This is a genomic window from Streptacidiphilus pinicola, from assembly GCF_003258295.1.
Lineage (GTDB): Bacteria > Actinomycetota > Actinomycetes > Streptomycetales > Streptomycetaceae > Streptacidiphilus > Streptacidiphilus pinicola.
Genome location: NZ_QKYN01000090.1, coordinates 35549 through 59190 on the forward strand (window position 1 = coordinate 35549; position 23642 = coordinate 59190).

21 protein-coding genes and 1 pseudogene are annotated in these 23642 nt (G+C 71.8%); 18 read left to right on the plus strand and 4 right to left on the minus strand.

What is annotated here, in order from left to right:
* Positions 1-8 precede the first annotated feature (8 nt).
* Together DN069_RS23125 and DN069_RS23130 are read right to left on the minus strand one after the other, a co-directional pair.
* The gene (locus DN069_RS23125) at positions 9-797 is read right to left on the minus strand and encodes an alpha/beta hydrolase family protein (RefSeq protein ID WP_111503799.1); all 789 of its coding nucleotides are present in this window, start codon (positions 795-797) and stop codon (positions 9-11) included.
* 13 nt (positions 798-810) lie between these two features.
* Positions 811-1257, minus strand: coding sequence for an Lrp/AsnC family transcriptional regulator (locus DN069_RS23130; RefSeq protein ID WP_243639615.1), 447 nt, complete (start codon positions 1255-1257; stop codon positions 811-813).
* Between the two features lie 143 nt (positions 1258-1400).
* Here DN069_RS23130 and DN069_RS23135 point away from each other — a divergent pair, with 143 nt between their 5' ends.
* From DN069_RS23135 to DN069_RS23160, 6 genes are all read left to right on the plus strand, one after another.
* Positions 1401-2198, plus strand: coding sequence for a tryptophan 2,3-dioxygenase (locus tag DN069_RS23135; protein WP_111503801.1), 798 nt, complete (start codon positions 1401-1403; stop codon positions 2196-2198).
* A 17-nt stretch (positions 2199-2215) separates the two neighbouring features.
* On the plus strand, positions 2216-3409 hold the full coding sequence (kynU, locus tag DN069_RS23140) for a kynureninase (protein WP_111503858.1): 1194 nt from the start codon (positions 2216-2218) through the stop codon (positions 3407-3409).
* 190 nt (positions 3410-3599) lie between these two features.
* A complete protein-coding gene (locus DN069_RS23145; RefSeq protein ID WP_111503803.1) occupies positions 3600-4607 on the plus strand; it encodes an EamA family transporter in 1008 nt (335 codons plus the stop codon).
* A gap of 71 nt (positions 4608-4678) precedes the next feature.
* Positions 4679-4954, plus strand: coding sequence for a hypothetical protein (locus DN069_RS23150; RefSeq protein WP_133260020.1), 276 nt, complete (start codon positions 4679-4681; stop codon positions 4952-4954).
* 148 nt (positions 4955-5102) lie between these two features.
* A complete protein-coding gene (locus tag DN069_RS23155) occupies positions 5103-5597 on the plus strand; it encodes a group II truncated hemoglobin (RefSeq protein ID WP_111503807.1) in 495 nt (164 codons plus the stop codon).
* Positions 5598-5671: 74 nt separating this feature from the next.
* Positions 5672-6628: a ketopantoate reductase family protein gene (locus DN069_RS23160; RefSeq protein ID WP_111503809.1), complete on the plus strand. Its 957-nt coding sequence runs from the start codon at positions 5672-5674 to the stop codon at positions 6626-6628.
* Positions 6629-6649: 21 nt separating this feature from the next.
* On the opposite strand, the gene DN069_RS23165 is transcribed toward DN069_RS23160, so the two are convergent.
* Positions 6650-7246 (minus strand): TetR/AcrR family transcriptional regulator, encoded by a 597-nt coding sequence (locus tag DN069_RS23165; RefSeq protein WP_111503811.1) that lies wholly within the window; start codon positions 7244-7246, stop codon positions 6650-6652.
* Positions 7247-7294: 48 nt separating this feature from the next.
* Positions 7295-8533, minus strand: a complete 1239-nt coding sequence (locus tag DN069_RS23170; protein WP_111503813.1) for an amino acid deaminase/aldolase — start codon at positions 8531-8533, stop codon at positions 7295-7297.
* Between the two features lie 135 nt (positions 8534-8668).
* Here DN069_RS23170 and DN069_RS23175 point away from each other — a divergent pair, with 135 nt between their 5' ends.
* The 12 genes and pseudogenes from DN069_RS23175 (at position 8669) to xdhB (ending at position 23629) form a co-directional block, all read left to right on the plus strand.
* Positions 8669-9979 (plus strand): D-arabinono-1,4-lactone oxidase, encoded by a 1311-nt coding sequence (locus tag DN069_RS23175; protein ID WP_111503814.1) that lies wholly within the window; start codon positions 8669-8671, stop codon positions 9977-9979.
* A 52-nt stretch (positions 9980-10031) separates the two neighbouring features.
* The gene (locus DN069_RS23180; protein ID WP_243639620.1) at positions 10032-11495 is read left to right on the plus strand and encodes an acyl-CoA synthetase; all 1464 of its coding nucleotides are present in this window, start codon (positions 10032-10034) and stop codon (positions 11493-11495) included.
* A gap of 148 nt (positions 11496-11643) precedes the next feature.
* On the plus strand, positions 11644-12015 hold the full coding sequence (locus DN069_RS23185) for a YciI family protein (RefSeq protein WP_111503816.1): 372 nt from the start codon (positions 11644-11646) through the stop codon (positions 12013-12015).
* On the plus strand, positions 12012-13307 hold the full coding sequence (locus tag DN069_RS23190; RefSeq protein ID WP_111503818.1) for an RNA polymerase sigma factor: 1296 nt from the start codon (positions 12012-12014) through the stop codon (positions 13305-13307). The genes DN069_RS23185 and DN069_RS23190 overlap by 4 nt, the downstream gene beginning before the upstream one ends.
* Positions 13308-13573: 266 nt before the next feature.
* Positions 13574-14077 carry a nucleoside deaminase gene (locus tag DN069_RS23195; protein ID WP_111503862.1) on the plus strand — a complete coding sequence of 168 codons (504 nt, stop codon included), beginning with the start codon at positions 13574-13576 and terminating at the stop codon, positions 14075-14077.
* 248 nt (positions 14078-14325) lie between these two features.
* Entirely contained in the window at positions 14326-15282 is a 957-nt protein-coding gene (locus tag DN069_RS23200) for a cucumopine synthase-related protein (RefSeq protein WP_111503820.1), read from the plus strand.
* A gap of 52 nt (positions 15283-15334) precedes the next feature.
* Positions 15335-16381 carry an NAD(P)/FAD-dependent oxidoreductase gene (locus DN069_RS23205; RefSeq protein ID WP_165845608.1) on the plus strand — a complete coding sequence of 349 codons (1047 nt, stop codon included), beginning with the start codon at positions 15335-15337 and terminating at the stop codon, positions 16379-16381.
* A gap of 22 nt (positions 16382-16403) precedes the next feature.
* Positions 16404-18200, plus strand: coding sequence for a carbamoyltransferase family protein (locus DN069_RS23210; RefSeq protein ID WP_111503824.1), 1797 nt, complete (start codon positions 16404-16406; stop codon positions 18198-18200).
* 15 nt (positions 18201-18215) lie between these two features.
* Positions 18216-18701, plus strand: coding sequence for an SRPBCC family protein (locus DN069_RS23215; protein WP_111503826.1), 486 nt, complete (start codon positions 18216-18218; stop codon positions 18699-18701).
* A gap of 28 nt (positions 18702-18729) precedes the next feature.
* Positions 18730-19350 (plus strand): annotated as a pseudogene (locus tag DN069_RS23220) (histidine phosphatase family protein); the annotation flags it as partial.
* 407 nt (positions 19351-19757) lie between these two features.
* A complete protein-coding gene (locus DN069_RS23225) occupies positions 19758-21245 on the plus strand; it encodes a xanthine dehydrogenase small subunit (RefSeq protein ID WP_111503830.1) in 1488 nt (495 codons plus the stop codon).
* Positions 21242-23629, plus strand: a complete 2388-nt coding sequence (gene xdhB, locus DN069_RS23230; protein WP_111503832.1) for a xanthine dehydrogenase molybdopterin binding subunit — start codon at positions 21242-21244, stop codon at positions 23627-23629. The genes DN069_RS23225 and xdhB overlap by 4 nt, the downstream gene beginning before the upstream one ends.
* The last annotated feature ends 13 nt before the right edge of the window (positions 23630-23642 follow it).

Consider the following 23642-nt stretch of genomic DNA (forward strand, 5'->3'; position numbering starts at 1 on the left):
GGCCAAGGTCAGAGCGCTGCGAGCAGGTGCGGCCAGGCGATCGAGGTGGGGTCGATGACGCCGAAGTGGTCGACGCCCTCCAGTTCCACCAGGTGGATCTCGTCGCCCGCGTCGCGGGCCGCGTGGGCGTAGTGGCGCGACATGGTCACCGGGACGTTGTCGTCGTCCGCGCCGTGGATCAGGGTGACCGGCACGCCCAGGGGCAGCAGCGCCGCGGGGTCGCAGTCGGCATAGCGGGAGGAGAGCGCGTCGACGCCGCCGCCCATCATCGCGCGGGCCGCGCCACCGCCGAGGTTCCACTCGTCGGTCAGGCGCAGCGAGGCGCAGCCCGCGAGGGAGACGACGGCGTCGGGGTGGCCCTCGGTGCGCCAGGGCGAGCCCGCGGGCAGACGGCGGCGGGCGGCCGCCCAGAGCGCCAGGTGGCCCCCGGCCGAGTGGCCGACGTAGACGGTCCGGGAGGGGCGCAGGCCCTCCGCGCCGACCATCATCGGCAGTGCCTCCGCGCAGACCGCGACGTCGTCGAAGATCTCCGGCCAGCCACTGCGGCGGCGGTACTCGGGGACCGCCACCAGGTAGCCCTCCGCCGCCAGCGCCTGAGCGAGCGGCGCGGTGTGGTGGCGGTCCCACGCGGGGCGCCAGAACCCGCCGTGGAGGAGCACGACCAGGGTCTTGCCCTCACCGCCGCTGCCGCCGCCCTGCGGCAGCAGGAAGTCAACCACCTGCTCCGGCGCGCGCCCGTACGCGTGCGTCCGGTCGGCCTCGAGCCGCAGCGCCTTCAGCGCGTCCTCGTCCAGCATCCGCCACTCCCCCTCACACCGGCTCGACCGGCCGCCACCGCAGCGGGGTCGAGAGGATCATCGTGCTCGACGGCTGACCGTACTCGGCGAGCCGGTCGATCAGTCCCTCGAACTCCGCCATGGTGGCGACCGCCACCATCAGCACGCAACAGGCGCCGCCGGTGACCCGGTGCAGCTGCAGCACCTCCGGCCACTGGGCGACCGACGGGTCCCGCAGCACGCAGCGCGGGCCGTAGCACTGGACCTGCACCAGCGCGGTGACCACGCGCCCGGCCCGGGTGAGGTCCACCTCGGCGTGGTAACCGGACAGCACCCCGGAGGTCTCCAGCCGGCGGACGCGCTCGGCGACCGCCGGGGCGGAGAGGTTCACCCGCCGCGACAGCTCGTTGTAGGACAGCCGGGCGTCCGCCTGCAGCTCCGCCAGCAGACGCCGGTCGACCGCGTCCAGCACGCCGCTCACCCCACACTTGTCGTTCGTTAAGCCGATCGGCTCATCACCTTTCCCAGGCTAAGCCGCTCTCCCCCCGGACAGCTCATCGCCCATTCAACGAGAGCGCTTCGCGCAGCAGAATGAAAGCGACCACTGCGCCTGGAGGACCACCCATGCCTGCGACGCCCGCACCCACACTCGACGAGGCGACCACACCCAAGGTCGACTTCGCCGCCGCGACCACCCCGTACGCCGCCTACGCGGGGATCGACACCCTGCACTCGCTGCTGCACCCGCTCAGCGAGGAGCCGTCGGAGACCACCTTCATCGTCGCCACCCAGGTGATGGAGCTGCTCTTCGGCCTGATCCGGCACGAGTGGACGCGGGCACAGCAGGCCCTGCGGGCCGACGACCTGCCCACCGCCATGTCCGCGCTGCGGCGCGGCCTGGACGCGCAGGACGTGCTGGTCAACTCCTGGGAGCTGCTGGCCTCGATGACCCCGATGGAGTTCAACTCCTTCCGGCCGGTGCTGGGCGAGGCGAGCGGCTTCCAGTCGTACGCCTACCTGCACCTGGAGTTCCTGCTCGGCAACAAGCACGAGCGGCTGCTGCGCCTGTACGCGGGCAGCCCGGAGGTCCACGCCGACCTGCGCCGCACGCTGGAGTCGCCCAGCCTGTACGACGACGCGCTCGCCTACGTGGAGCGCCAGGGCCTGGACGTCTCCTCGCCGGTCGGCGCCTGGCTGGCCGTCTACGCCGACCCGAAGCTGGGCGAGTTGTCCGCGCTGGCCGAGCTGCTGATGGACGTCGCCGAGCGGGTGACCCGATGGCGCCAGCGCCACCTGGCCTCGGTCAAGCGCTGCATGGGCGGCAAGCCCGGCACCGGCGGCTCCAGCGGCCTCAGTTGGCTGCGCCACGCGGCGGAGCAGGACGTCTTCCCCGACCTGTGGGCTGTGAGGGACGCGCTGTGACCACCCGTGACGAGGCCATGGCGCTGGACGCCGCCGACCCGCTGCGCGGGTTCCGAGAGCGCTTCGCGCTGCCCAAGGACGTGCTCTACCTCGACGGCAACTCCCTCGGCGCGCTGCCGGCGCACACGCCGGAGCGGCTGCGGCGGATGATCGAGGAGGAGTGGGGCCAGGGCCTGATCCGCAGCTGGAACGAGGCCGGCTGGTACGAGCTCCCGCGCGGCCTCGGCAACCGGATCGCCCCGCTGGTCGGCGCCGCCCCGGACCAGGTGGTGGTCTGCGACTCGACCTCGGTCAACCTGTTCAAGGTGCTGAGCGCGGCGCTGCGGCTGAACCCCGGCCGTTCGACCGTCGTCAGCGAGGTGGGCAGCTTCCCGACCGACCTCTACATGACCGAGGGCCTGGCCCCGGCGCGCCGCCTGCTGATCGGCCGGGACGCGCCCACGCTGGAGGAGCTGCTCGACGGGGACACCGCGGTGGTGCTGCTCTCCCACGTCGACTACCGCACCGGCCGGCTGCAGGACATGGCCGCGGTCACCGAGCGGGTGCACGCCGCGGGCGCGCTGATGGTCTGGGACCTGTGCCACTCCGTCGGCGCCCTGCCGATCAAGCTGGACGCCTGCGGCGCGGACTTCGCCGTCGGCTGCGGCTACAAGTACCTCAACGGCGGCCCGGGCGCGCCCGCGTTCCTCTACGCGGCCGAGCGCCACCACGCCGCCGCGCGGCAGCCGCTGAGCGGGTGGTTCGGCCACGCCGAGCCGTTCGCGATGTCCCCCGACTACCGTCCCGCGGACGGCGTCGGCCGCTTCCTCACCGGCACCCCGCCGCTGCTGAGCTTCGCCGGCCTGGAGGCCTCCCTGGACATCTGGGCGGAGGCGGACCTCGCGCTCGTCCGCGCGAAGAGCCTCAGCCTCTCCTCCTTCTTCCTGCGGCTGACGGACGAGCTGGGCCTGGAGACGGTCACCCCGCGCTCCGAGACGGAGCGCGGCAGCCAGATCTCGCTGCGCCACGAGTCCGCGTACGCGGTGGTCCAGGCGCTGATCGCCCGAGGCGTCATCGGCGACTTCCGCGAGCCGGACATCATGCGCTTCGGCTTCACCCCGCTCTACGTCTCCCACGCCGACGTCTTCGACGCGGCGGAGGCGTTGCGGCAGGTGCTCGACTCCGGCGAGTGGGCGCAGCCCCGCTTCGCGGAGCGGGGCTCCGTCACCTGACGGCCGCCCCCAGGGGCGCGGGGCACTGCGCGAGAGCTACCCGGGTCCGTCGTCCCAAGGGGACGGGATCGACCGCTCGGGCCGGTCTCTCGCGCAGTGCTCCGCGCCCCTGGGACGGCGCCCTTCTCGTCAGTAGCGTGAACGTGAGACGCCACTGTCGAATCCCCGGGGCCCCTGCCACAATGCGGGCATGCACCCCCGTACCCCCCGGGCCGGCCTCGGGCTGCCCCTCGCGTTGGTCAGCGCATTCGCCTTCGGCGGTTCCGGAGTCGCCGCGAAACCGCTGATCGAGGCCGGGCTGACCCCGCTGCAGGTGGTGTGGGTACGGATGGCCGGCTCGGCCCTGGTGCTGTTGCCCGTCACCATCCGGCACCGAAGCCTGCTGCGGCGCCGGCCGTGGCTGCTGCTGGGCTTCGGGCTGCTCGGGGTGACCCTGGTGCAGGTGTCGTACTTCTTCGCCATCTCCCGGGTGCCCGTGGCGATCGCGATGCTGCTGGAGTACCTCGGCCCCTCCCTGCTCCTGGCCTACGTGCGCTTCGTGCAGCGTCGGCCGATCACCCGGGCGGCGGCGCTGGGCGCGCTCACGGCGACGGTCGGGCTCGCGCTGGTGGTGGAGGTGTGGACCGGCCTCGGCGGACTGAACCCGATTGGCGTGCTCTGCGGCCTGTCCGCGGCCTGCGCCCAGGTCGGCTACTTCGTGATCTCCGAGAAGGCCGGCCGCTCCGCCGCCGCGGACTCCCCGGCCGAGCGGATCGACCCGATCGCGCTCAGCGGCTTCGGTCTGCTGATCGGCGCACTGGTGATCACCCCGTTGGCGCAGCCGTGGACACTGCCCTGGCACGTGCTGGGCGGCGAGGCCACGATGGGCTCGCGCCACGTGCCCGCGCTCGCGCTGGCCCTGTGGATGGTGCTGGTCTCCACTGTCATCGCCTATCTGACCGGCGTCGCCTCCGTCAGCCGGCTCTCCGCGCCGGTCGCGTCCGTGATCGCCTTCCTGGAGGCGATCGTGGCGACGGTGCTCTCCTGGTTCCTCCTCGGTGAGCACCTCGCGGCCTGGCAGTTGGTCGGCGGCGCGCTGGTGCTGATCGGCGCGTTCGTGGCACAGACCAGCCGACCGACGGAGGCCGCCACCGTGGTCGCCGTGGGCGGGGAAAGCCCGCTGGCCGGCCAGGTCGTCGACGAGACCGCGGCGCGCTGACGCCCGACGCCCTGACGCCCTGACGCACCACCCGACGTGCGGGACCGGGCGGGTGCGCGCATCGTGGTGCCATGAGTGCGATGCAGATGACGAACAGCAGTGCCGCCGAGGGCTTCCACCCCAACACCCGGCTCCTTGCGATGGGCGCGGCGATGACCGGCCTCGGCGCGATGGTCGTCGCGGCCGGAGCCGCCATGGTCGGGCTCTCTCTGGCCGTGGCCGGACGCCGCTGGGTCCAGAGCTGGGAGACGCCGCCAACCGAGATGGCCCAGCGCACCTTCGCTCAGGCCCGGATGGCCGGGCTGGCCGGCCGCGACGCCTGGCGCAGCGGCCCGTCGGTCAACTGAGGACCCACCGACACCTCAGAGGTGGCCCCGCGGCGAGCGCCGCGGGGCGCCTCGTCCTGTGCGTGAACCTTGTGCCTGAATCGCTTGCGCGCGCCCTGCAATGACGTAATCATGATTACAAGGGGACGCACACCGGAGGAGCAACCTCGTGAGCGAGCACAGGGACAAGCCCACGCCGTCCATCCTCGAATGGGCCGGCGGTCTGGCAGCGCTGGAGCGCCTGACCGCCACGTTCTACGGCAAGCACGTGCTGAACGACCCGCTGCTGGCCCCGGTCTTCGCCGGGATGGACAGTGAGCACCCCCAGCACGTCGCGCTCTGGCTGGCCGAGGTCTTCGGCGGCCCCGACGGCCCCACGGGCTACTCCGAGGGGCGCGGCGGCCACGCGCACATGGCCGGCCGCCACCTGGGCCGCCACATCACCGAGGAACAGCGCCGCCGCTGGGTCACGCTGCTGATGGACTCCGCGGACGAGGTCGGCCTGCCGACCGACCCGGAGTTCCGCGCCGTCTTCGGCTACTACATCGAATGGGGCAGCCGGATGGCCCTGATCTACTCGGGCGACAACCCGCCGCCGATCGACGCGGCGCCGATGCCGCGCTGGGGCTGGAACCAGACCCCGCCCTGGCAGCCCGGGAATTAGCCCGGTCCGCCCGCCGGTTGTCGCAAGGGTCGCGGGAAAGCGGGCGCGATCACGGGCAGCGGAGGGCGGACAGCATGCGGATCCTCGTCGTCGGGGCAGGAGCCACCGGAGGCTTCTACGGCGGGCGGCTCGCCCTCGCCGGACAGGACGTCACCTTCCTGGTGCGCCCCGCCCGCGCCGCGGCCCTGCGCGAACGCGGCCTGCGGATCGTCGGCCCCGGCCTGCGCGGCCCGGAGGAGGAGCTCCGGCCGGGGCTGGTCCTGCCCGGCGGGATCGACGCCCCGTACGACGTGGTGCTGCTCTCGGTGAAGGCGGGCGCGCTGGACCGCTCCCTGGACGACCTAGCACCGGCCGTCGGCCCCGGCACGGTGATCATCCCGTTCCTCAACGGCATGGCTCACCTCGACGCGATCACGCGCCGGTTCGGCGCGGACGCCGCGCTCGGCGGAGTGGTCCGCGTCTTCGGCACCCTCGACGACAACGGCGACGTCCGGATCCTCGACCGGATCAGCGAGTCCGTACTCGCGGACATGGTGATCGGCGAGCCCTCGGGCGGGAGCGGCGGGAGCAGCGCGCGGGTCGAACGGATCGGCAAGGAGCTGTCCCACGCCGGCTTCGACGTCGCCGTCTCCCCCGACATCCTCGGTGTGATGTGGGGCAAGTGGGTCTTCATCAGCACGCTCGGCGCGCTGACCACGCTGATGCGCGGCTCCGTCGGCGACGTCGTGACGGCAGGCGGCGCGTGGCTCGGCCCCGCGCTCCTCGCCGAGGCCGCGGCGGTCGCCTCGGCGGCGGGCCACGCCGTCCCAGAGGCCCACCTCTCCCGCATCGCCTCCGGCCTCACCCGCCCCGACTCGACGGACACCGCCTCCCTCTACCGCGACACGGCAGCGGGGCTGCCGACGGAGGGCGAACACATCCTCGGTGACCTCACCGCGAGGGCGCGGGAACTGGGGGTCGCCACCCCGCTGTTGGATCTGGCCGCACTTCAGCTCCGCGTGCACGAGCTGCGGTTGCAGCAGCGCCAGTAGGGGCGGCGGGAACTCGCACCCCTACTGGGGTCCGGCCACGGAGATCAGGTACTCGGCGTACTCGTCCAGCGCGGCGGTCGCCGCGGCGTCGTCGCGGTCGATGAGCCAGTTGAGGGTGAGGCCGTCGAGGAGGGCGAGGCCGTAGCGGGCGAGGGTGGGGAGGGGGACGGACCACTCGAAGCCCGCGAGGCGGGCCATCGTGGCGAGTGACTCGCGGTTGACCGCGAGGTAGTGGCCGTACTGGTGGCGGGCCACCTCCGCCAGGCCGGGCTGGCGCAGGGCGTACTGCGTGAGCTCGTAGGTGAGCAGGTGCTCGTCGGGGGTGGCGCGGATGCGGTCCCAGTAGGTGTGGAGCGTGGTGCGGACGATGTCCGCGACCGGCGCCCCCTCGACGCCCGCGGCGACCGCGGGCGCGAGCGCGCGCTGCATGATGCGCTCGACGACGCTCTCGAGCAGCTCCTCCTTGGAGCGGAAGCAGTAGTGGAACGCGCCCAGCGGCAGGCCCGCCTCGGCGACGATCGCGCGGGTCGTCGCCCTGGCGACGCCGTCGCGGATCATCACCTTGATCGCCGCCTCGATCAGCTCCTCGCGGCGCTCGTCGGCTGAGCGGCGGACCATGTGTGACTCCAGGTGCAGAAACGGCGGGTGCGACGGACAGTATCCGGGCTACAGGAAGGCGTGACCCTCGCCCCGGTACGTGGGCGCCTCGCCCACGATCCGGTCGCCCTCGACGAGGTGGAGTCGGTCGACGCGCTCGCACAGCTCGCCCGCCTTGGCGTGCCGGAACCAGACCCGGTCGCCGAGGCGGAGGGTGTCGGCGGCGTCGCCGACCAGCGGCGTCTGGACCTCGCCCGCGCCCTCCGTGCCGACCAGGCGCAGGCCGCGCGGGAAGACGGGGGTCGGCAGCCGGTCGGCGCCGGCCGGGCCGGAGGCGATCCAGCCGCCACCGAGCACGGTGACGTGCCCCCGCGCCGGGCGGCGGACCACGGTGAGCGCGAAGTAGGCGGCGGGCAGCGGCGTGAACGCGCGGTAGTGGTCGAAGAGCCGGGGCGCGTAGATGCCCGAGCCCGCGCCGAGCTCGGTGACCGCATCCTCGGACGAGGTGGACTCCAGGCTGCCGGTGCCGCCCCCGTTGACGAACTCCAGCGGGGCCACGTCCTGCACGGCGCGTACCGCGGCCGCGCGGCGGATCCGCAGCTCCTGGGTGGAGAGGCGCTGCATCAGCCGGACACCCGCGCGCATCAGCGGCGAGCCGGGCTGGTTGTCACCGAGGCCCGCGATCTGGCCCTCGTAGGACATGACGCCGACCAACCGCAGCCGCGGCCGGGCCAGCACCGCGCGCGCCAGCGCGCCCGCCGCGTCCGGGTCGTGCATCGGGGAGCGGCGCATGCCGAGGTGGATCCGGCCGCCGAGCAGCCGCAGCGAGGCGTCGAGGTCGAGGCAGACCCGTACCCGCGGGCCGTCCGCACCGGCGTCGCGGGCCGCCGCGGCGATCAGGTCGAGGTGCTCGACGGAGTCGGCCATGACGGCGATCCGCGCGGCGGCACGCTCGTCGGTGGCCAGCTCGCGCAGCGAGGAGGCGTCCGCGCAGGGGTAGGCGACCAGGATGTCGCCGAGCGACTCGTCCGTGGTGCGGGCCAGCCAGAGGGCCTCCGGCAGCGTGAACGCCATGATCCCGCGGTAACCGGGGGTGCGCAGCACGTCCTCGATCAGCGGGCGGCAGCGCAGCGACTTGCTGGCCAGCCGGATCGGCTTGCCGCCGGCGCGGGCGGCCATCCGCTCGGCGTTGGCGCGCAGCGCGCCAAGGTCGACGACGGCGAACGGGGGACGCAGCTCGGCGGTGGCCCGCTGCAGCTGGTCGAAGGTGGCGGGCGCCGTGCTCTTCCCCGTCGTCCGGATCGTCATCGAAGGGCCTCTCGCTGGACCTGCCGGGGCCGGTACGAGCCCGCGCTTGTCCGGCAGCGTGACGTGCCCGGTTGTCCAAGTCAAGACTCTTGGACCCTTGACTTGGACAAGCGAACAAGTTCAGTCTTCCGTGCCATGACGAACGCGTGGCGGAACTGGGCAGGGAACGAGCAGGCGCACCCGGTGCGGGTCGCGCGGCCTGCCAACGCGGGCGAGGTCGCCGCGGAGGTCGCGGCCGCGATCCGGGACGGGCAGCGGGTCAAGGCGGTCGGCAACGGCCACTCGTTCAGCCCGACCGCCGTCGCCCCCGGCGTACAGCTCCAGCTGGACCGGATGAACCAGCTGGTCTCGGTAGACGCCGAGTCCGGGCTGGTCACCGTCGGCGCGGGCATGCCGCTGTGGCAGCTCAACCCGCTGCTCGCCGAGCACGGCCTGGCCATGGAGATCCTCGGCGACATCGACCGGCAGACGATCTCCGGTGCGATCTCCACCGGCACGCACGGCTCCAGCACCCGCTTCGGCGGCATCGCCACCCAGGTGCGCGCCCTCGAACTCGTCCTCGCCGACGGCACGGTGACGCGGTGTTCGGCCACCGAACAGCCCGAGCTCTTCGCCGCCGCACGGGTCGGCCTCGGCGCGCTGGGCGTGCTCACCCAGGTGACGCTGCAGTGCGTCCCGCTGTTCGCGCTGCACGCGCAGGACACCCAGATGCCGGTCGCCGAAGTGCTCGACGGCGTACAGGAACTCGCGGACGGCCACGACCACTTCGAGTTCTTCTGGTTCCCGCACAGCGAGGTGTCGCTGACCCGCCGGTTCACCCGGCTGCCGGCCACGGTGCCGCTCACCCCGATCGGCGCGGTCAGCGCCAAGCTCGACGAGGCCCTCAACGGCCCCGGCTTCGAGGCGCTGTGCCGGATCGGCACGCGGTTCCCCGGCACCGTCCGCCCGATCGCCCGTTTCGCGGCGAAGGCGATGTCGGCGCGCGAGTGGACCGATCTCTCCTACCGGATCTTCGCCTCGTCCCGCCCGGTCCGCTTTCTGGAGGGCGAGTTCGCGATCCCGCGCGAGCACGCGGTGGACGCGCTGCGGGAGATCAAGCGGTGGATCGACCGCAACGACGAGCCGGTCTCCTTCCCGCTGGAGGTGCGGTTCGTCGCCGCCGACGACATCTGGCTCTCCACCGCGCAGGGCCGGGAGAACTGCTACATCGCGTTCCACCAGTACCACCGCATGCCGCACGAGCGGTACTTCCAGGCCTGCCAGGACATCCTGGGCTCCTACGGGGGCCGCCCCCACTGGGGCAAGATGCACGACCTCGACGCGGCCGCGCTCCGGCCCCGCTACGAGCACTTCAACTCCTTCGTCGCCCTCCGCGACAAGCTCGACCCGACGGGCCTCTTCGCCAACGCGTACTTGGACCGGGTGCTGGGGACGGCGGGTTCCTAGCGGAGTGCGACCTGAGATAGTGCACATAAGTCCCGTCTCAGGAGGAACGCACGTGAGTGACCGTCCCCTGCTCTTCCCCGCTGTCGCGGCCGGCGGCCGCACCGCCGCGCTCCGATTCGGTGACCGCGGGCTCGACTACGCGCAGCTGCGCGCCGCCGTCCTCGCCACCGCGGACCGCCTCCGCGGGGCGCAGCGTGTCGCTCTGTGGGCGACGCCGACGCTGGAGACCGCCGTCGGCGTCGTCGCCGGGCTGGTCGCGGGGGTGACGATGGTGCCGCTGAACCCGAGGAGCGGGGAGCGCGAGCTGGCACATGTCGTCGGCGACAGCCGACCGGAGTTGGTCCTTGCCGCGACCGGGGACGAACTGCCGGGCGTGCTGGCCGAACTGACGGTCGTCACACCGGCCGTGGAGGCCGAAGGGACGGACGCCGGCTGGCCGGACGAGCCGGGCGACGCGTCGCCCGCGCTGATCATCTACACCTCCGGTACCACGGGCCCGCCCAAGGGCGCGATCATCCCCCGCCGCGCGCTGCGCACCACCCTGGACGCGCTCGCCGAGGCGTGGGCGTGGACCGGGGACGACGTTCTCGTGCACGCCCTGCCGCTGTTCCACGTGCACGGGCTGGTGCTGGGCGTCCTCGGCCCGCTGCGGCGCGGCGGCAGCGTGCGTCACCTCGGTCGCTTCTCCACCGAGGGCGTACGCGACGAGCTGGCGAGCGGAGCGACCATGCTCTTCGGCGTGCCGACGATGTACCACCGGATCGCCCAGGACCTGGAGGGCGACGCCGGGTTGGCGAAGGCGCTGGCGAGCGCCCGGCTGCTGGTCTCGGGCTCGGCGGCGCTGGCGACCCGGGACCAGCGCGCGATCGAGGCGGTCACCGGCCGGCACGTGATCGAGCGCTACGGGATGACCGAGACGCTGATGAACACGAGCGTCCGGCCGGACGCCGCGCACCGGCCCGGCACCGTCGGCACGCCGCTGGGCGGCGTGGAGCTGCGGCTCGTCGACGAGGCGGGGGCGCCGCTGCCCGCCGCGGCGTCGCGCGACGGGGAGACCGTCGGCGAGATCCAGGTGCGCGGTGCGAACCTGTTCAGCGGCTACCTCAACCGACCCGAGGCGACCGCCGAGGCCTTCGCCGAGGGCGGCTGGTTCCGCACGGGCGACATGGCCGTGGTCGACCCGGACGGCGCGGTGCGGATCGTCGGGCGCAAGTCCACCGACCTGATCAAGAGCGGCGGCTACAAGATCGGCGCGGGCGAGATCGAGAACGTCCTGCAGGAGCACCCGTCGGTGGCCGAGGCCGCCGTCACCGGCGAGCCCGACCCCGATCTGGGCGAGCGCATCGTCGCCTGGATCGTCCCCGTGGACCCGGCCGCGCCCCCGTCTGCCGACGAGCTCGCCGCCCACGTGGCGGCCCACCTCGCGCCGCACAAGCGTCCCCGCGAGGTCCGCCATCTCGCCGCGCTGCCGCGCAACGACATGGGCAAGGTGATGAAACGCGCCCTCGGCGCGTAGGCCAGCTCGCGCGGGGTCAGCGTGGGCAGCGGGGCGCGTCGGGTCCGTGCGAGATTGGGAAGCGCCAACACGTCAAGACGACGCGGGCGGCTCCGACCACCTGTCGAAGGGGCCCGGCCAGGGCCCCCGAGCGACATGGGAGTACGCGATGAAGTTCCTGATCAGCCTGCACATCAACCCCGCCGTGCTGGACGCGCTGACCGACGAGGAGAAGGCGGCGATCGGCGAGGGCCACGGCCGGTTCATCGCCGCGCTGAAGGAGTCCGGCGAGCTGATCACCACGCAGGCGCTGGTCGACCCCTCGCAGGCCGTCGTCGTGTCCGTGCGCGACGGTCAGCCGGTGGTGACCGACGGCCCGTTCCTGGAGTCCAAGGAGTTCCTCGGCGGCTTCTACCTGATCGACTGCGAGAACCGGGAGCGGGCGATCGAGCTGGCGGCGCGGATTCCGGACACCGCGATCGAGGGCCTGGGTGTCGAGGTGCGCCAGGTGATGTTCTCCGACGGACACTTGGAGGCATGACCGCTGAGCCCGGCCTGGAGGACCTGCTGCGTGAGCTCACGCCGCAGGTCCTCGGCACGCTGGTGCGCCGCCACGGGCAGTTCGAGGACTGCGAGGACGCCGTCCAGGAGGCCGTGCTCGCCGCCACCGTGCAGTGGCCCGAGGAGGGCGTGCCGGGCAACCCGCGCGGCTGGCTGCTGACGGTCGCCACCCGTCGGCTGATCGACCGGATGCGCAGCGACCACGCCCGCCGCGAGCGGGAGTCCGCGCTCGCCGCCGAGGCCGCCGGGACCGCCCCTGCGGACGTGCCGGACACCGACGACACGCTCGTCCTGCTCTTCCTGTGCTGCCACCCGACGCTGACGCCCGCCTCGCAGACGGCGCTGACGCTGCGCGCGGTCGGGGGCCTCACCACGGCGGAGATCGCCCGTGCGTTCCTGGTGCCGGAGGCCACGATGGCGGCCCGGATCAGCCGGGCCAAGCAGCGCGTCAACGCCGCGGGCAGCTCGTTCGCGCTGCCGGAGGGCGCCGAGCGCGAGGAACGGCTCCGGGTCGTCCTGCACGTGCTCTACCTGATCTTCAACGAGGGCTACACCGCCTCCTCCGGGGACCGGCTGCACCGCGCCGACCTGGCCCGCGAGGCGATCCGGCTGACCCGGACGGTGCACCGGCAGCTACCCGAGGACGGCGAGGTCACCGGGCTGCTGGCGCTGATGCTGCTGACCCACGCCCGCCGCGACGCCCGCACCACCGCCACCGGCGATCTGGTGCCGCTGGCCGAGCAGGACCGGACCCGATGGGACCGGGCGCTGATCGACGAGGGCACCGAACTCGTCAAGGCCTCGCTGGCCGGCCCGGCGCTGGGGCCCTACCAGCTGCAGGCCGCCATCGCCGCCACCCACGACGACGCGGCCACGGCGGCGGACACCGACTGGCGGCAGGTGCACGGCCTCTACCTGATCCTGGAACGCATCGCCCCCAACCCGATGGTCACCCTGAACCGCGCCATCGCGCTCGCGGAGATGGAAGGACCGCAGGCCGGGCTGGAGCTGCTGGCGACCCTGGACGACGACGAGCGGATGGCCCGGCACCACCGGCTGCTGTCGGTGCGGGCCCACCTGCTGGAGCGGACGGGCGACGCGGCCGGCGCCTACACGCTCTACCGCAGCGCCGCGAAGGCCACCGCGAGCCTCGCGGAACGCCGGCACCTGGAATCCCGCGCGGCACGGCTGCGCCCGGCCGAACCGGGCTCCGACCTGCGAGAACCCCACGAGATCCGCGAGCCGCGCGTGACCTGGGAACCGGAGGCGTAGGACGCGGCGACGCGCCACCTCGTCCGGGCTCACGGCCCGGCTCCGGTGCCGCAACGCACCGCGATCGCCCGCTGACGGCAGCGTTACGCCGAGGTGAAATCAGGTGAAGATCTTGCTTGTAGAAGTCTACAAATGCCCGATCTCAGTCGCAGCGGTCTTCATGTCTTCCACCCCTGGGCTGACACCACGCATTGGTTGTGTACTCCATCACACGACTTGAACGCCACCAGCGGGGCCCCCACACACCGTCGAGGAAAGAAGTGACCGTGACTGCCCAGACCGAAGACACGCGGATCCAGGATCTCGAGCAGGACTGGATGAACGAGGCGATCCGGCTGGCCACCGCCAGCGTGGCGAACGGCGGCGGTCCGTTCGGCGCCATGGTCGTCAAGGACGGCAAGGTCATCGCGGCCGGCAACAACCAGGTCACCGCGACCCTGGACCCGACGGCGCACGCCGAGGTGAGCGTCATGCGCGCCGCCTGCAAGGAGCTGGGCTCCTTCTCGCTCGAGGGCTGTGTCCTGATCACGTCGTGTGAGCCCTGTCCGATGTGTCTCTCCTCGGCTCTCTGGGCGCGCGTCGACCGCATCGTCTTCGCCGCCGACCGGCACGACGCCGCGGTGGCCGGCTTCGACGACCGCAAGTTCTACGACCTCTTCGAGAAGCAGCCGACGTCGATGTGGCCGATGGAGATCGCCCACCTGGACCTGCCGAACCGTACGGCGCCCTTCGACGCGTGGCTGGCCAAGTCGGACCGTATCGACTACTGAGAAAGACCTTTCGCGGCCGCCGCGGACAAGGAAGGCCCGGACCGGGGATCAACCCCGGTCCGGGCCTTTTCTGTTGGGTCGCCAGGCCCGACATCCATCGCACACAACCCATCTGAGCTGGTGTTCCTGAGAAACACACGAACCACCGAACGCCTGGTGATCAAGTTTCATGGTTTCAACGTCTGCCTGTACCAATCCAGTTGACGGTGTACTCCTCGGAATAGTCGGATCGACGAACTGGAATAGCCTTGTCCGAGAAGCTGCCTGGCCGTCAGATCGAGATCTCCTGGCCTGACCTCGGTATCACGGTCACCGCCGACCTTGACGACCGCAACCCGGCACTCGCCGACGCACTGTGGGAGTCCCTGCCCTACCAGAGCCTCCAGGGACACGCGCTCATCGCGGGAGAGCACCTCTATCACGTGGCGCCGATCCCCAGCCTGCTGCACACGCCCCACACCACCCGCATCCCGGACCGGCGTGCGGCCCCCAACGGCACCGTGTTCTGCTCGGGCCTGCAGCACCTGGGTATCAAGTACGGCACCCTGACCGAGCCGATGCCCGCCACCCCGGTCGGGCAGATCCGCGAGGCGGACATGCCCGCCCTGCTGGAGGCGGGCGCCGCGATCTGGGACGCCGTCTACTCCACCAAGAAGCAGATCCACGTCGAGGTCCGCCGCTCGGGCGAACCGGGCGGCCACCGCATCCCGACGCTCCGGGCCGCCGACGCGACCGCCGCCCGGCTGATCGCCGACATCGTCGCCGAGACCGAGCGGATCTGGCTCGCGCCCCCGGCCGAGCTGGACGACCTGCACCAGGGCATCATCCCCTCCGGGGCGGGCAACTTCGGCACCGTCCTGCCCACCTTGCTGTTCGTCAACGGCGAGACGCGGCCACTGGGTTACGCCGCCTACGGCGGACTCGTCCGGGCCGCGGTCCAGGACATGCCGCTGGACTCGCTCGTCCACATGGCCCGCCTGCTGGTCGGCGTCCCGGCCGAATTCCTGGGCTACTGCGGCCTGGAGAAGCTCTGGGCCTTCACCCGGCGCTACCTCGACGTGCTCGACCGGCTCGACCGTGACGACTTCTACGCCGTCACCAGCCAGATGGCCCTGTACGTCAACTGCCTCGGCGGTTGGAACCTCCAGCTGTACCCGTGGGAGACCGGCGACGACCTGCGCCAACAGCCCGTCAGGACCGCCTAGGTCCACAGGCGTTCCCGCCGACCGAGCCCAACCCCACAGGAGAAGCAAGAACGTGAGTTCCCTGCCTGCCCGCGCCGACGCCGTCGTCATCGGCGGAGGAGTGATCGGAACCTCCGCCGCCTACCACCTCGCCGAAGCCGGCGTCGACACGGTGCTGTTGGAACGCGGAACCCTCGGCGGCGGGTCGTCCGCGCACACCGCGGGCATGGTCCGCACCTACTTCCCCGGTGCCGCCGGCACCGGGGAGCTGGCCGTGCGCAGTCTGAACGCGTACCAGGACTTCGCCCGGCGGACCGAAGCCCCCCTCGGGCTGAAGCGGCTCGGCTTCATGGTGCTGTTCACCGAGGAGCAGCAGCTCGCCGCCTTCGAGGCCGACCGTCGGGCCCAGCAGGACGCCGGCGTCGAGGTCCGCCTGATCAGCGCCGACCAGGCCGCCGAGCTCAACCCGCTGATCAGCCGGCGCACCGTGTTGGCCGCGGCCTGGTCGCCGCAGGCGTACCACGTGGACGGCCTGAACATCGTCCGCGGCTACGCCGCCGGCGCCCGCAATCACGGCGCCCGCCTGTTCACCCACACGCCCGTCACCTCCATCGACGACGACAACACCGTCCACACGCCGCAGGGCAGTATCAGGGCCGACAGCATCGTGTGCACGGCCGGGCCCTGGTCCGGCGAGGTGGCGTCCATGGCGTCGGTCGACCTGAGCCTGGCACCGGGCGCGATCGAGATGCTGTTCACCGACGTCCCGCCCGCCGCGCTGCACGAGCTGCCCATGACCATGCACGCCACCTCGGGCCTGCGGATCCGGTCCTGGAAGGACCGCATCCTGCTCGCCATGGGCGTGCCCAAGGGCGGGGAGACGCGCGAGGCGTGGCTCGGCCGGATCGGCGGCCATCTCGGCACCCTGTTCCCGGCCCTGGACGGCATCGGCCTGCATCGCGCCTGGACCGGCGACTTCGACGCCGGCCCCGGCAACACCGCCCTCATCGGCGCACACCCCACCCGCCGCTTCCTGTACGCGGCCGGATTCACCGGCGCGGGCCTGTGCCAGGCGCCCGCGGCCGGCGAGAAGCTCCGCGACCTACTGATCGTCAAGTAGCTCCACAACAGGAAAGATTGCCGTGATTGTTCTTGGATCCAACGGTTTCAGCCGGGTGTCGGAGTTCTTCTCCGAACGACTCGGCGCGACCGGCGTCAACAAGCACTATCTCCTGGGCCACGACGCGGCCGCCGCGCTCCTGGTCGACGGCCGCCTGGTCGCCGCGGTGGAGGAGGAACGCCTCAACCGGGAGAAGAAGACCACCGACTTCCCCACGAACGCGATCGACTGGTGCCTGCGGGAGGCCGGGATCACCTTCGAGGACGTCGACCTCTTCGCCTTCCCGTGGAACTGGTCCGCTCAGGTGCGCGGCGAGATCGTGGACGGCATCCGCGCCTCGCCGCTGCCCGAGGCCGCGAAGGACCGCCTGGTGGACACCATGGCCGACCTGTTCGACCAGATCGTCAGCCCCGAGGCGATGCTCGCGGACTTCGAGGCCCGCACCGGACACCGACCCGACCCGGCCAAGGTGCGCTTCGTGCCGCACCACCTGGCCCACGCCACGACCGGCTACTACCTCGCCGGCATGAAGGACGCGGCGTTCCTCGTCAGCGACGGCCGCGCCGAACGCTTCTCGACGCTGACGGGCGAGATCCGCGACGGCCGGATCACCGTCTTCGAGGACACGGTCACCGGCTCCGAGTACTCCATGGGCACCCTGTTCTCCGCCATCACCCGCTTCCTCGGGTTCGTGCCGAACAACGACGAGTACAAGGTGATGGGCCTGGCCGGTTACACCGCGCCGCCGACCCCGAACCCGTTCGTCGACCGCCTGCTGCGACTGCACGACGACGGCCGCTACAGCTTCGCCAAGCCCCTGCAGACCGACAACGTCCGCAGCCACGACGACCTGTTCGAGGAGTACTTCGGGCCCTTCGAGGACACCCTCGCGTACAAGGCCCGGGTCGCCGCCGCAGCGCAGCAGATGCTGAACGTCGCCACCGCCCACCAGGTCCGTCACCTGGAGCGGCGGACGGACCTGGACCGGCTGCTGTTCGAGGGCGGTGTCGCCCTGAACTGCCTGAACAACACCCCGATGTTCGAGGGCTCCCGTTTCGAGGACATGCAGGTCAGCTTCGGCGCCTCGGACACGGGCATCACCATCGGCGCCGCGGCCCACGCCTGGCTGAACCACCCCGACACCGACCCCGCGGACATCCACGCGGCCTCCGCGCCGGTCAGCCCCTATCTGGGCCCGTCCTACGACGAGGCCGCGATCGAGGCGGCCCTTCGGGGGTTCGCCGGCCGCGTCGTCGTCTCCCGCCTGGCGGACGACGAGGTCGTCGAGCAGGTGGCGCAGCTGCTGACGCAGAAGGTCGTCATCGGCTGGTTCGAGGGCCGTGTCGAGCACGGGCCGCGGGCGCTGGGGCACCGCAGCATCCTCGCCAACCCCGGCTTCGACGACATCAAGGACATCATCAACACCCGGGTCAAGCACCGCGAACCCTTCCGGCCGTTCGCCCCGCTCGTGCTGGAGGAGCAGGCGCCGAAGATCTTCGAGATGGGGCGCAAGACCAGCTCCCCGTACATGACCTTCGTCTTCCCGGTCCGCGAGGAGTACCGGGACCGGATCCCCGGCGCGGTGCACGTGGACGGCACCTCGCGGATCCAGACCCTGACGGACGAGGGCACGCCCCGGCTGACGGCGCTACTGCGCAGGTTCACCGACCTCACCGACACGCCGTGCCTGATCAACACCTCGTTCAACGTGGCGGGCGAGCCCATCGTCTGCACGCCCACCGACGCCCTGAACTGCTTCCTGGGCACCGAGATCGACTACCTGGTCCTCGGCAACCACCTCATCGCCAAGACCGACTAGAAGAAGGAACACTCCATGCCGACGCAGATCCAGCGCAAGCACACCATGTACCACTCGACCGTCCTGGAGGCCGACCCGGAGACGGTGTGGTCGACCGTCCGCGACGCCATGCAGATCCTGGAGATGGTCTCCCCGGGCGACCTGGACATCCACCGGGACGTCAGCTGGGTGGAGGGCGGCTCGGTCGAGACGGTCCCGGCCCGCTACGACTTCCGGCTCACGCTCAACGGCCGCCTCGTCCAGCAGGAGATCGCCGCGCGCGACGAGATCAACAAGACCCAGTCCTACCGGGCCATCGCCCCCACCAGCGGTGTCGCCAGCTACGAGGCCACCATCCGCGTGTTCGCCGTCACCAACGAGCCGGACCGCAGCTTCTTCGACTGGTCGCGCACCCTGGAGATCGCCGAGGACGCCGACCTGGACGTGGTCGCGCGCATCATCGCGGTCATGGAGGCGCAGACCGACGCCGTCCGGGACCACTTCGCGAAGTCCGCCCAGTAGGCACCGCGACGACATGTCGGACCTGACGACGCTCGTGCTGCTGCGGCACGGCGAAACCCTGCTGACCCCCGAGCGACGGATCTCCGGCAGCGGAGGCACCAATCCGGGTCTCTCGCCGGCCGGACGCCGCCAGGCCGCGGAGACGGCGGACGCCCTCGCCCGCCGTGGCGGCATCGACGCGGTCGTCACGTCACCGCTGCGGCGCTGCCAGGAGACCGCTCAGGCCGTGGCCGCCCGCCTCGGCCTGAGCGTCCGGGCCGAGGCGGATCTGCGGGAGGCGGATTTCGGCGCCTGGGAGGGCCTGACTTTCGCGGAAGTCGGTGCGCGCTACCCGGACGACCTGAAAGCATGGCTCGACTCACCGGAGATTCCGCCCTCGGGCGGGGGCGAGACCATGCAACAGGTGACCCGCCGGGTCGCCGCCGTGCGGGACGGCCTGCTCGCCCGCCACGCCGGCGCCACGGTGCTGGTGGTCTCCCATGTGGCCCCTGTCAGAACGCTGCTCCGCCTCGCCCTCCAGGCGCCGCCGCACAGCCTCTTCCGCATGGAGGTCGCGGCGGCCTCGCTGTCGACGGTGACGTACGACCGGGACGGCACCGGCACGGTGCGGGCCCTGAACGACACCGGGCACCTGAATGCCTCGGTGTAATTGCTGAACGACCCGCCCCGCCTGCGGTAATCGTTTTGTAGAATCATATAAACTGCCGTCCGGCGGTTGCGCGTTGCCTTGACCGCCGGACCTGCGGCACGTAACTTCGAGCGCACCGACTCGTGAGCTGCTGGAAGGAGGCGAAGCCGGATGTCGACCCTCTCCGATCTTCATCGCCTCGTCCACCGGACCGCCTGGGTTCTGGGTCGTGTAGCACACGGCTGCTGAGCAGCCGCTTTCCCGGTGTGCCCCACAGCGGCCCGGGACCCGATCTCTGCCACCGCCTGCGGCACGTCCGCAACGGCTGATTCGCGCTCCGTGTTCTCGAGCCGCGCCACCAAAGAGAAAGCCCCAGAAATGGCGACTAGGATAATCAGATCGACCGCGCACCGAAATGAGGATGTGCCATGGTAGCGGCGCGGATCACGGTCAACGGGAAAGAAACGCCGATTTCCCCGGCGACGCCCCACACCACGGTGCTGGATTTTCTGCGCGATCGCGGCCTCACGGGCACCAAGGAGGGCTGCGCCGAGGGTGAGTGCGGCGCCTGTTCAGTGCTGGTGGCCCGTCCCGGGGTGAACAAGCCGACCGACTGGGTGGCGGTCAACGCCTGCCTGGTCCCGGTCGCGGCGCTCGACGGCCAGGAGATCGTCACCTCCGAGGGCCTCGCCACCCCCGGCGCGGACGGCACGCCGCCCACCCTGCACCCGGTGCAGGAGGAGATGGCGGTCCGCGGCGGCTCCCAGTGCGGCTACTGCACGCCGGGCTTCGTCTGCAGCATGGCGTCCGAGTACTACCGACCCGACCGCTGCGCCTCCGCGCACGCCGACGCGAACGGCCACGCGGACGCGGAGGCCCACGGCGACGCCGAGCACGGCCCGAACGGCTTCGACCTGCACTCCCTGAGCGGGAACCTGTGCCGCTGTACCGGCTACCGCCCGATCCGCGACGCCGCGTTCGCCGTCGGTGAGCCCGCCGCGGACGACCCGCTCGCGCAGCGTCGCGACCAGCCCGCTCCCGCGCCGGCCGCCACCACCTACGCCCAGGACGACAGCGTCTTCCTGCGCCCGAGCACCCTGGCCGAGACGCTGCAGGTGCTGCGCGAGCGGCCCGACGCGGTGGTCGTGGCCGGCAGCACCGACTGGGGCGTGGAGGTGAACATCCGTTCCCGCCGCGCGAACTGCGTCGTCGCCATCGACCGGCTGCCCGAACTGCGGGAGCTGCGCGTCGAGTCCGACCACCTCGAGATCGGCGCCGCGGTGACGCTCACCGAGATCGAGCGCCGCCTCGACGGCACCGTCCCGCTGCTGGCGGAGCTGTTCCCGCAGTTCGCCTCGCGCCTGATCCGCAACAGCGCGACCTTCGGCGGCAACCTCGGTACCGGCTCCCCCATCGGTGACAGCCCGCCGGTGCTGCTGGCGCTGGAGGCGTCGCTGGTGCTCGCCGACGCCGACGGCGAGCGGGTGGTCCCGCTGGCCGACTACTTCACCGGCTACCGGCAGACCGTGCGCCGCCCCGGCGAGCTGATCCGCGCGGTGCGGATCCCGCTGCCGCTGGCGCCCGTCACGGCCTTCCACAAGATCGCCAAGCGGCGTTTCGACGACATCTCCAGTGTGGCGATCGCCTTCGCGCTCGACATCGAGGACGGCGTCGTCCGCAAGGCCCGCATCGGCCTGGGCGGCGTGGCCGCCACCCCGATCCGCGCCCTCGCCACCGAGGCGGCCCTGGAGGGCAAGCCGTGGTCGGCGGAGACCGTCCAGGCCGCGGCGGACGTGCTGCGCGCCCAGGGCACGCCGATGAGCGACCACCGCGCCAGCGCGATCTACCGCTCCGCGATGCTCGGCCAGAGCCTGAAGAAGCTGTACGCACAGACCAGTGAGGCGGTGTCGTCGTGAGCCATCTGTCCGAGCGGCCCGAAAAGCCCGTCGTCGGCGTCTCGATGCCGCACGAGAGCGCCGGCCTGCACGTCACCGGCACCGCGCTCTACACCGACGACCTGGTCCAGCGGACCAAGGACGTCCTGCACGCCTACCCGGTCCAGGTCATGAAGGCCCACGGCCGGATCACCGCGCTGCGCACCGAGCCCGCGCTCGCCGTGCCCGGCGTGGTCCGCGTGCTGACCGTGGCCGACGTGCCCGGCGTCAACGACGCCGGCATGAAGCACGACGAGCCGCTCTTCCCCGACGAGGTCATGTTCTTCGGCCACGCCGTCGCCTGGGTGCTCGGCGAGACCCTGGAGGCGGCCCGGCTCGGTGCGGCGGCCGTCGAGGTGGAACTCGACGAGCTGCCCGCCCTGGTCACGGTGGAGGAGGCGATCGCGGCCGAGAGCTTCCACGGCGCCCGGCCGCTGATGGTCACCGGCGACATCGACGCCGGCTTCGCGGACTCCGCCCACGTGTTCACCGGCGAATTCAGCTTCTCCGGCCAGGAGCACTTCTACCTGGAGACCCACGCGGCGCTGGCCCAGGTCGACGAGAACGGGCAGCTGTTCATCCAGAGCAGCACCCAGCACCCGTCGGAGACCCAGGAGATCGTCTCCCACGTGCTCGGCGTGCCGGCGCACGAGGTGACCGTGCAGTGCCTGCGCATGGGCGGCGGGTTCGGCGGCAAGGAGATGCAGCCGCACGGGTTCGCGGCCATCGCCGCGCTCGGCGCCAAGCTGACGGGCCGTCCGGTCCGGTTCCGGCTGAACCGGACCCAGGACCTGACCATGTCCGGCAAGCGTCACGGCTTCCACTCCACCTGGAAGATCGGCTTCGACGCCGAGGGCCGCATCCAGGCCCTCGACGCCACGCTGACCGCGGACGGCGGCTGGAGCCTGGACCTGTCCGAGCCGGTGCTGGCCCGTGCGCTGTGCCACATCGACAACACCTACTGGATCCCCAACGCGCGCGTCGCCGGCCGGATCGCCAAGACCAACACGGTCTCCAACACCGCCTTCCGTGGCTTCGGCGGACCGCAGGGCATGCTGGTGATCGAGGACATCCTGGGCCGGTGCGCGCCGCTGCTCGGCCTGGACCCGATGGAGCTGCGCGAGCGCAACTTCTACCAGCCCGGCCAGGGCCAGACGACGCCGTACGGTCAGCCCGTCACGCAGGCCGACCGGATCGCCACCGTCTGGCAGCAGGTGCAGAACGACGCCGGCATCGCCGACCGCAAGCGCGAGATCGCGGCCTTCAACGCCGCGCACACCGACACCAAGCGGGCACTCGCGATCACCGGCATCAAGTTCGGCATCTCGTTCAACCTCACCGCCTTCAACCAGGGCGGCGCGCTGGTGCTGATCTACAAGGACGGCTCCGTCCTGATCAACCACGGCGGCACCGAGATGGGCCAGGGCCTGCACACCAAGATGATGCAGGTGGCCGCGACCACGCTGGGCATCCCGCTGCACAAGGTGCGCCTCGCCCCGACGCGTACCGACAAGGTGCCCAACACCTCCGCCACCGCCGCCAGTTCCGGCGCGGACCTGAACGGCGGGGCGATCAAGAACGCCTGCGAGCAGCTGCGCGAGCGACTGCTGCAGGTGGCCGCCACCCAGCTCGGGGCGAACGCCTCGGACGTGCGCATCGTCGAGGGCGTCGCGCACGCCCTGGGCAGCGACAAGGAGCTGGCCTGGGACGACCTGGTGCACACCGCGTACTTCCAGCGCGTCCAGCTCTCGGCGGCCGGCTACTACCGGACCGAGGGCCTGCACTGGGACGCGAAGTCGTTCCGCGGCTCGCCGTTCAAGTACTTCGCCCACGGCGCCGCCGCGACCGAGGTCGAGGTGGACGGCTTCACCGGTGCGTACCGCATCCGCCGCGTGGACATCGTGCACGACGTCGGCGACAGCCTGTCCCCGATGATCGACATCGGCCAGGTCGAGGGCGGCTTCGTCCAGGGCGCGGGCTGGCTGACGCTGGAGGACCTGCGCTGGGACACCAGCGACGGCCCGAACCGCGGCCGGCTGCAGACCCAGGCGGCGAGCACCTACAAGCTGCCGAGCTTCTCGGAGATGCCCGAGGAGTTCAACGTCACGCTGCTGGAGAACGCCACCGAGGAGGGCGCCGTCTACGGCTCCAAGGCGGTCGGCGAGCCTCCGCTGATGCTGGCGTTCTCGGTCCGCGAGGCGCTGCGCCAGGCCGCGGCGGCGTTCGGCCCCGCCGGCGTCAGCGTGGACCTCGCCTGCCCCGCGACGCCGGAGGCGGTCTACTGGGCCGTCGAGTCGGTCCGTTTGGACCACGAGTCCCGCGCCGGCGAACTTCCGGTCGGTGCGATCGCTCTGAGCAAGGTCTAAGAAGTAGCGATGT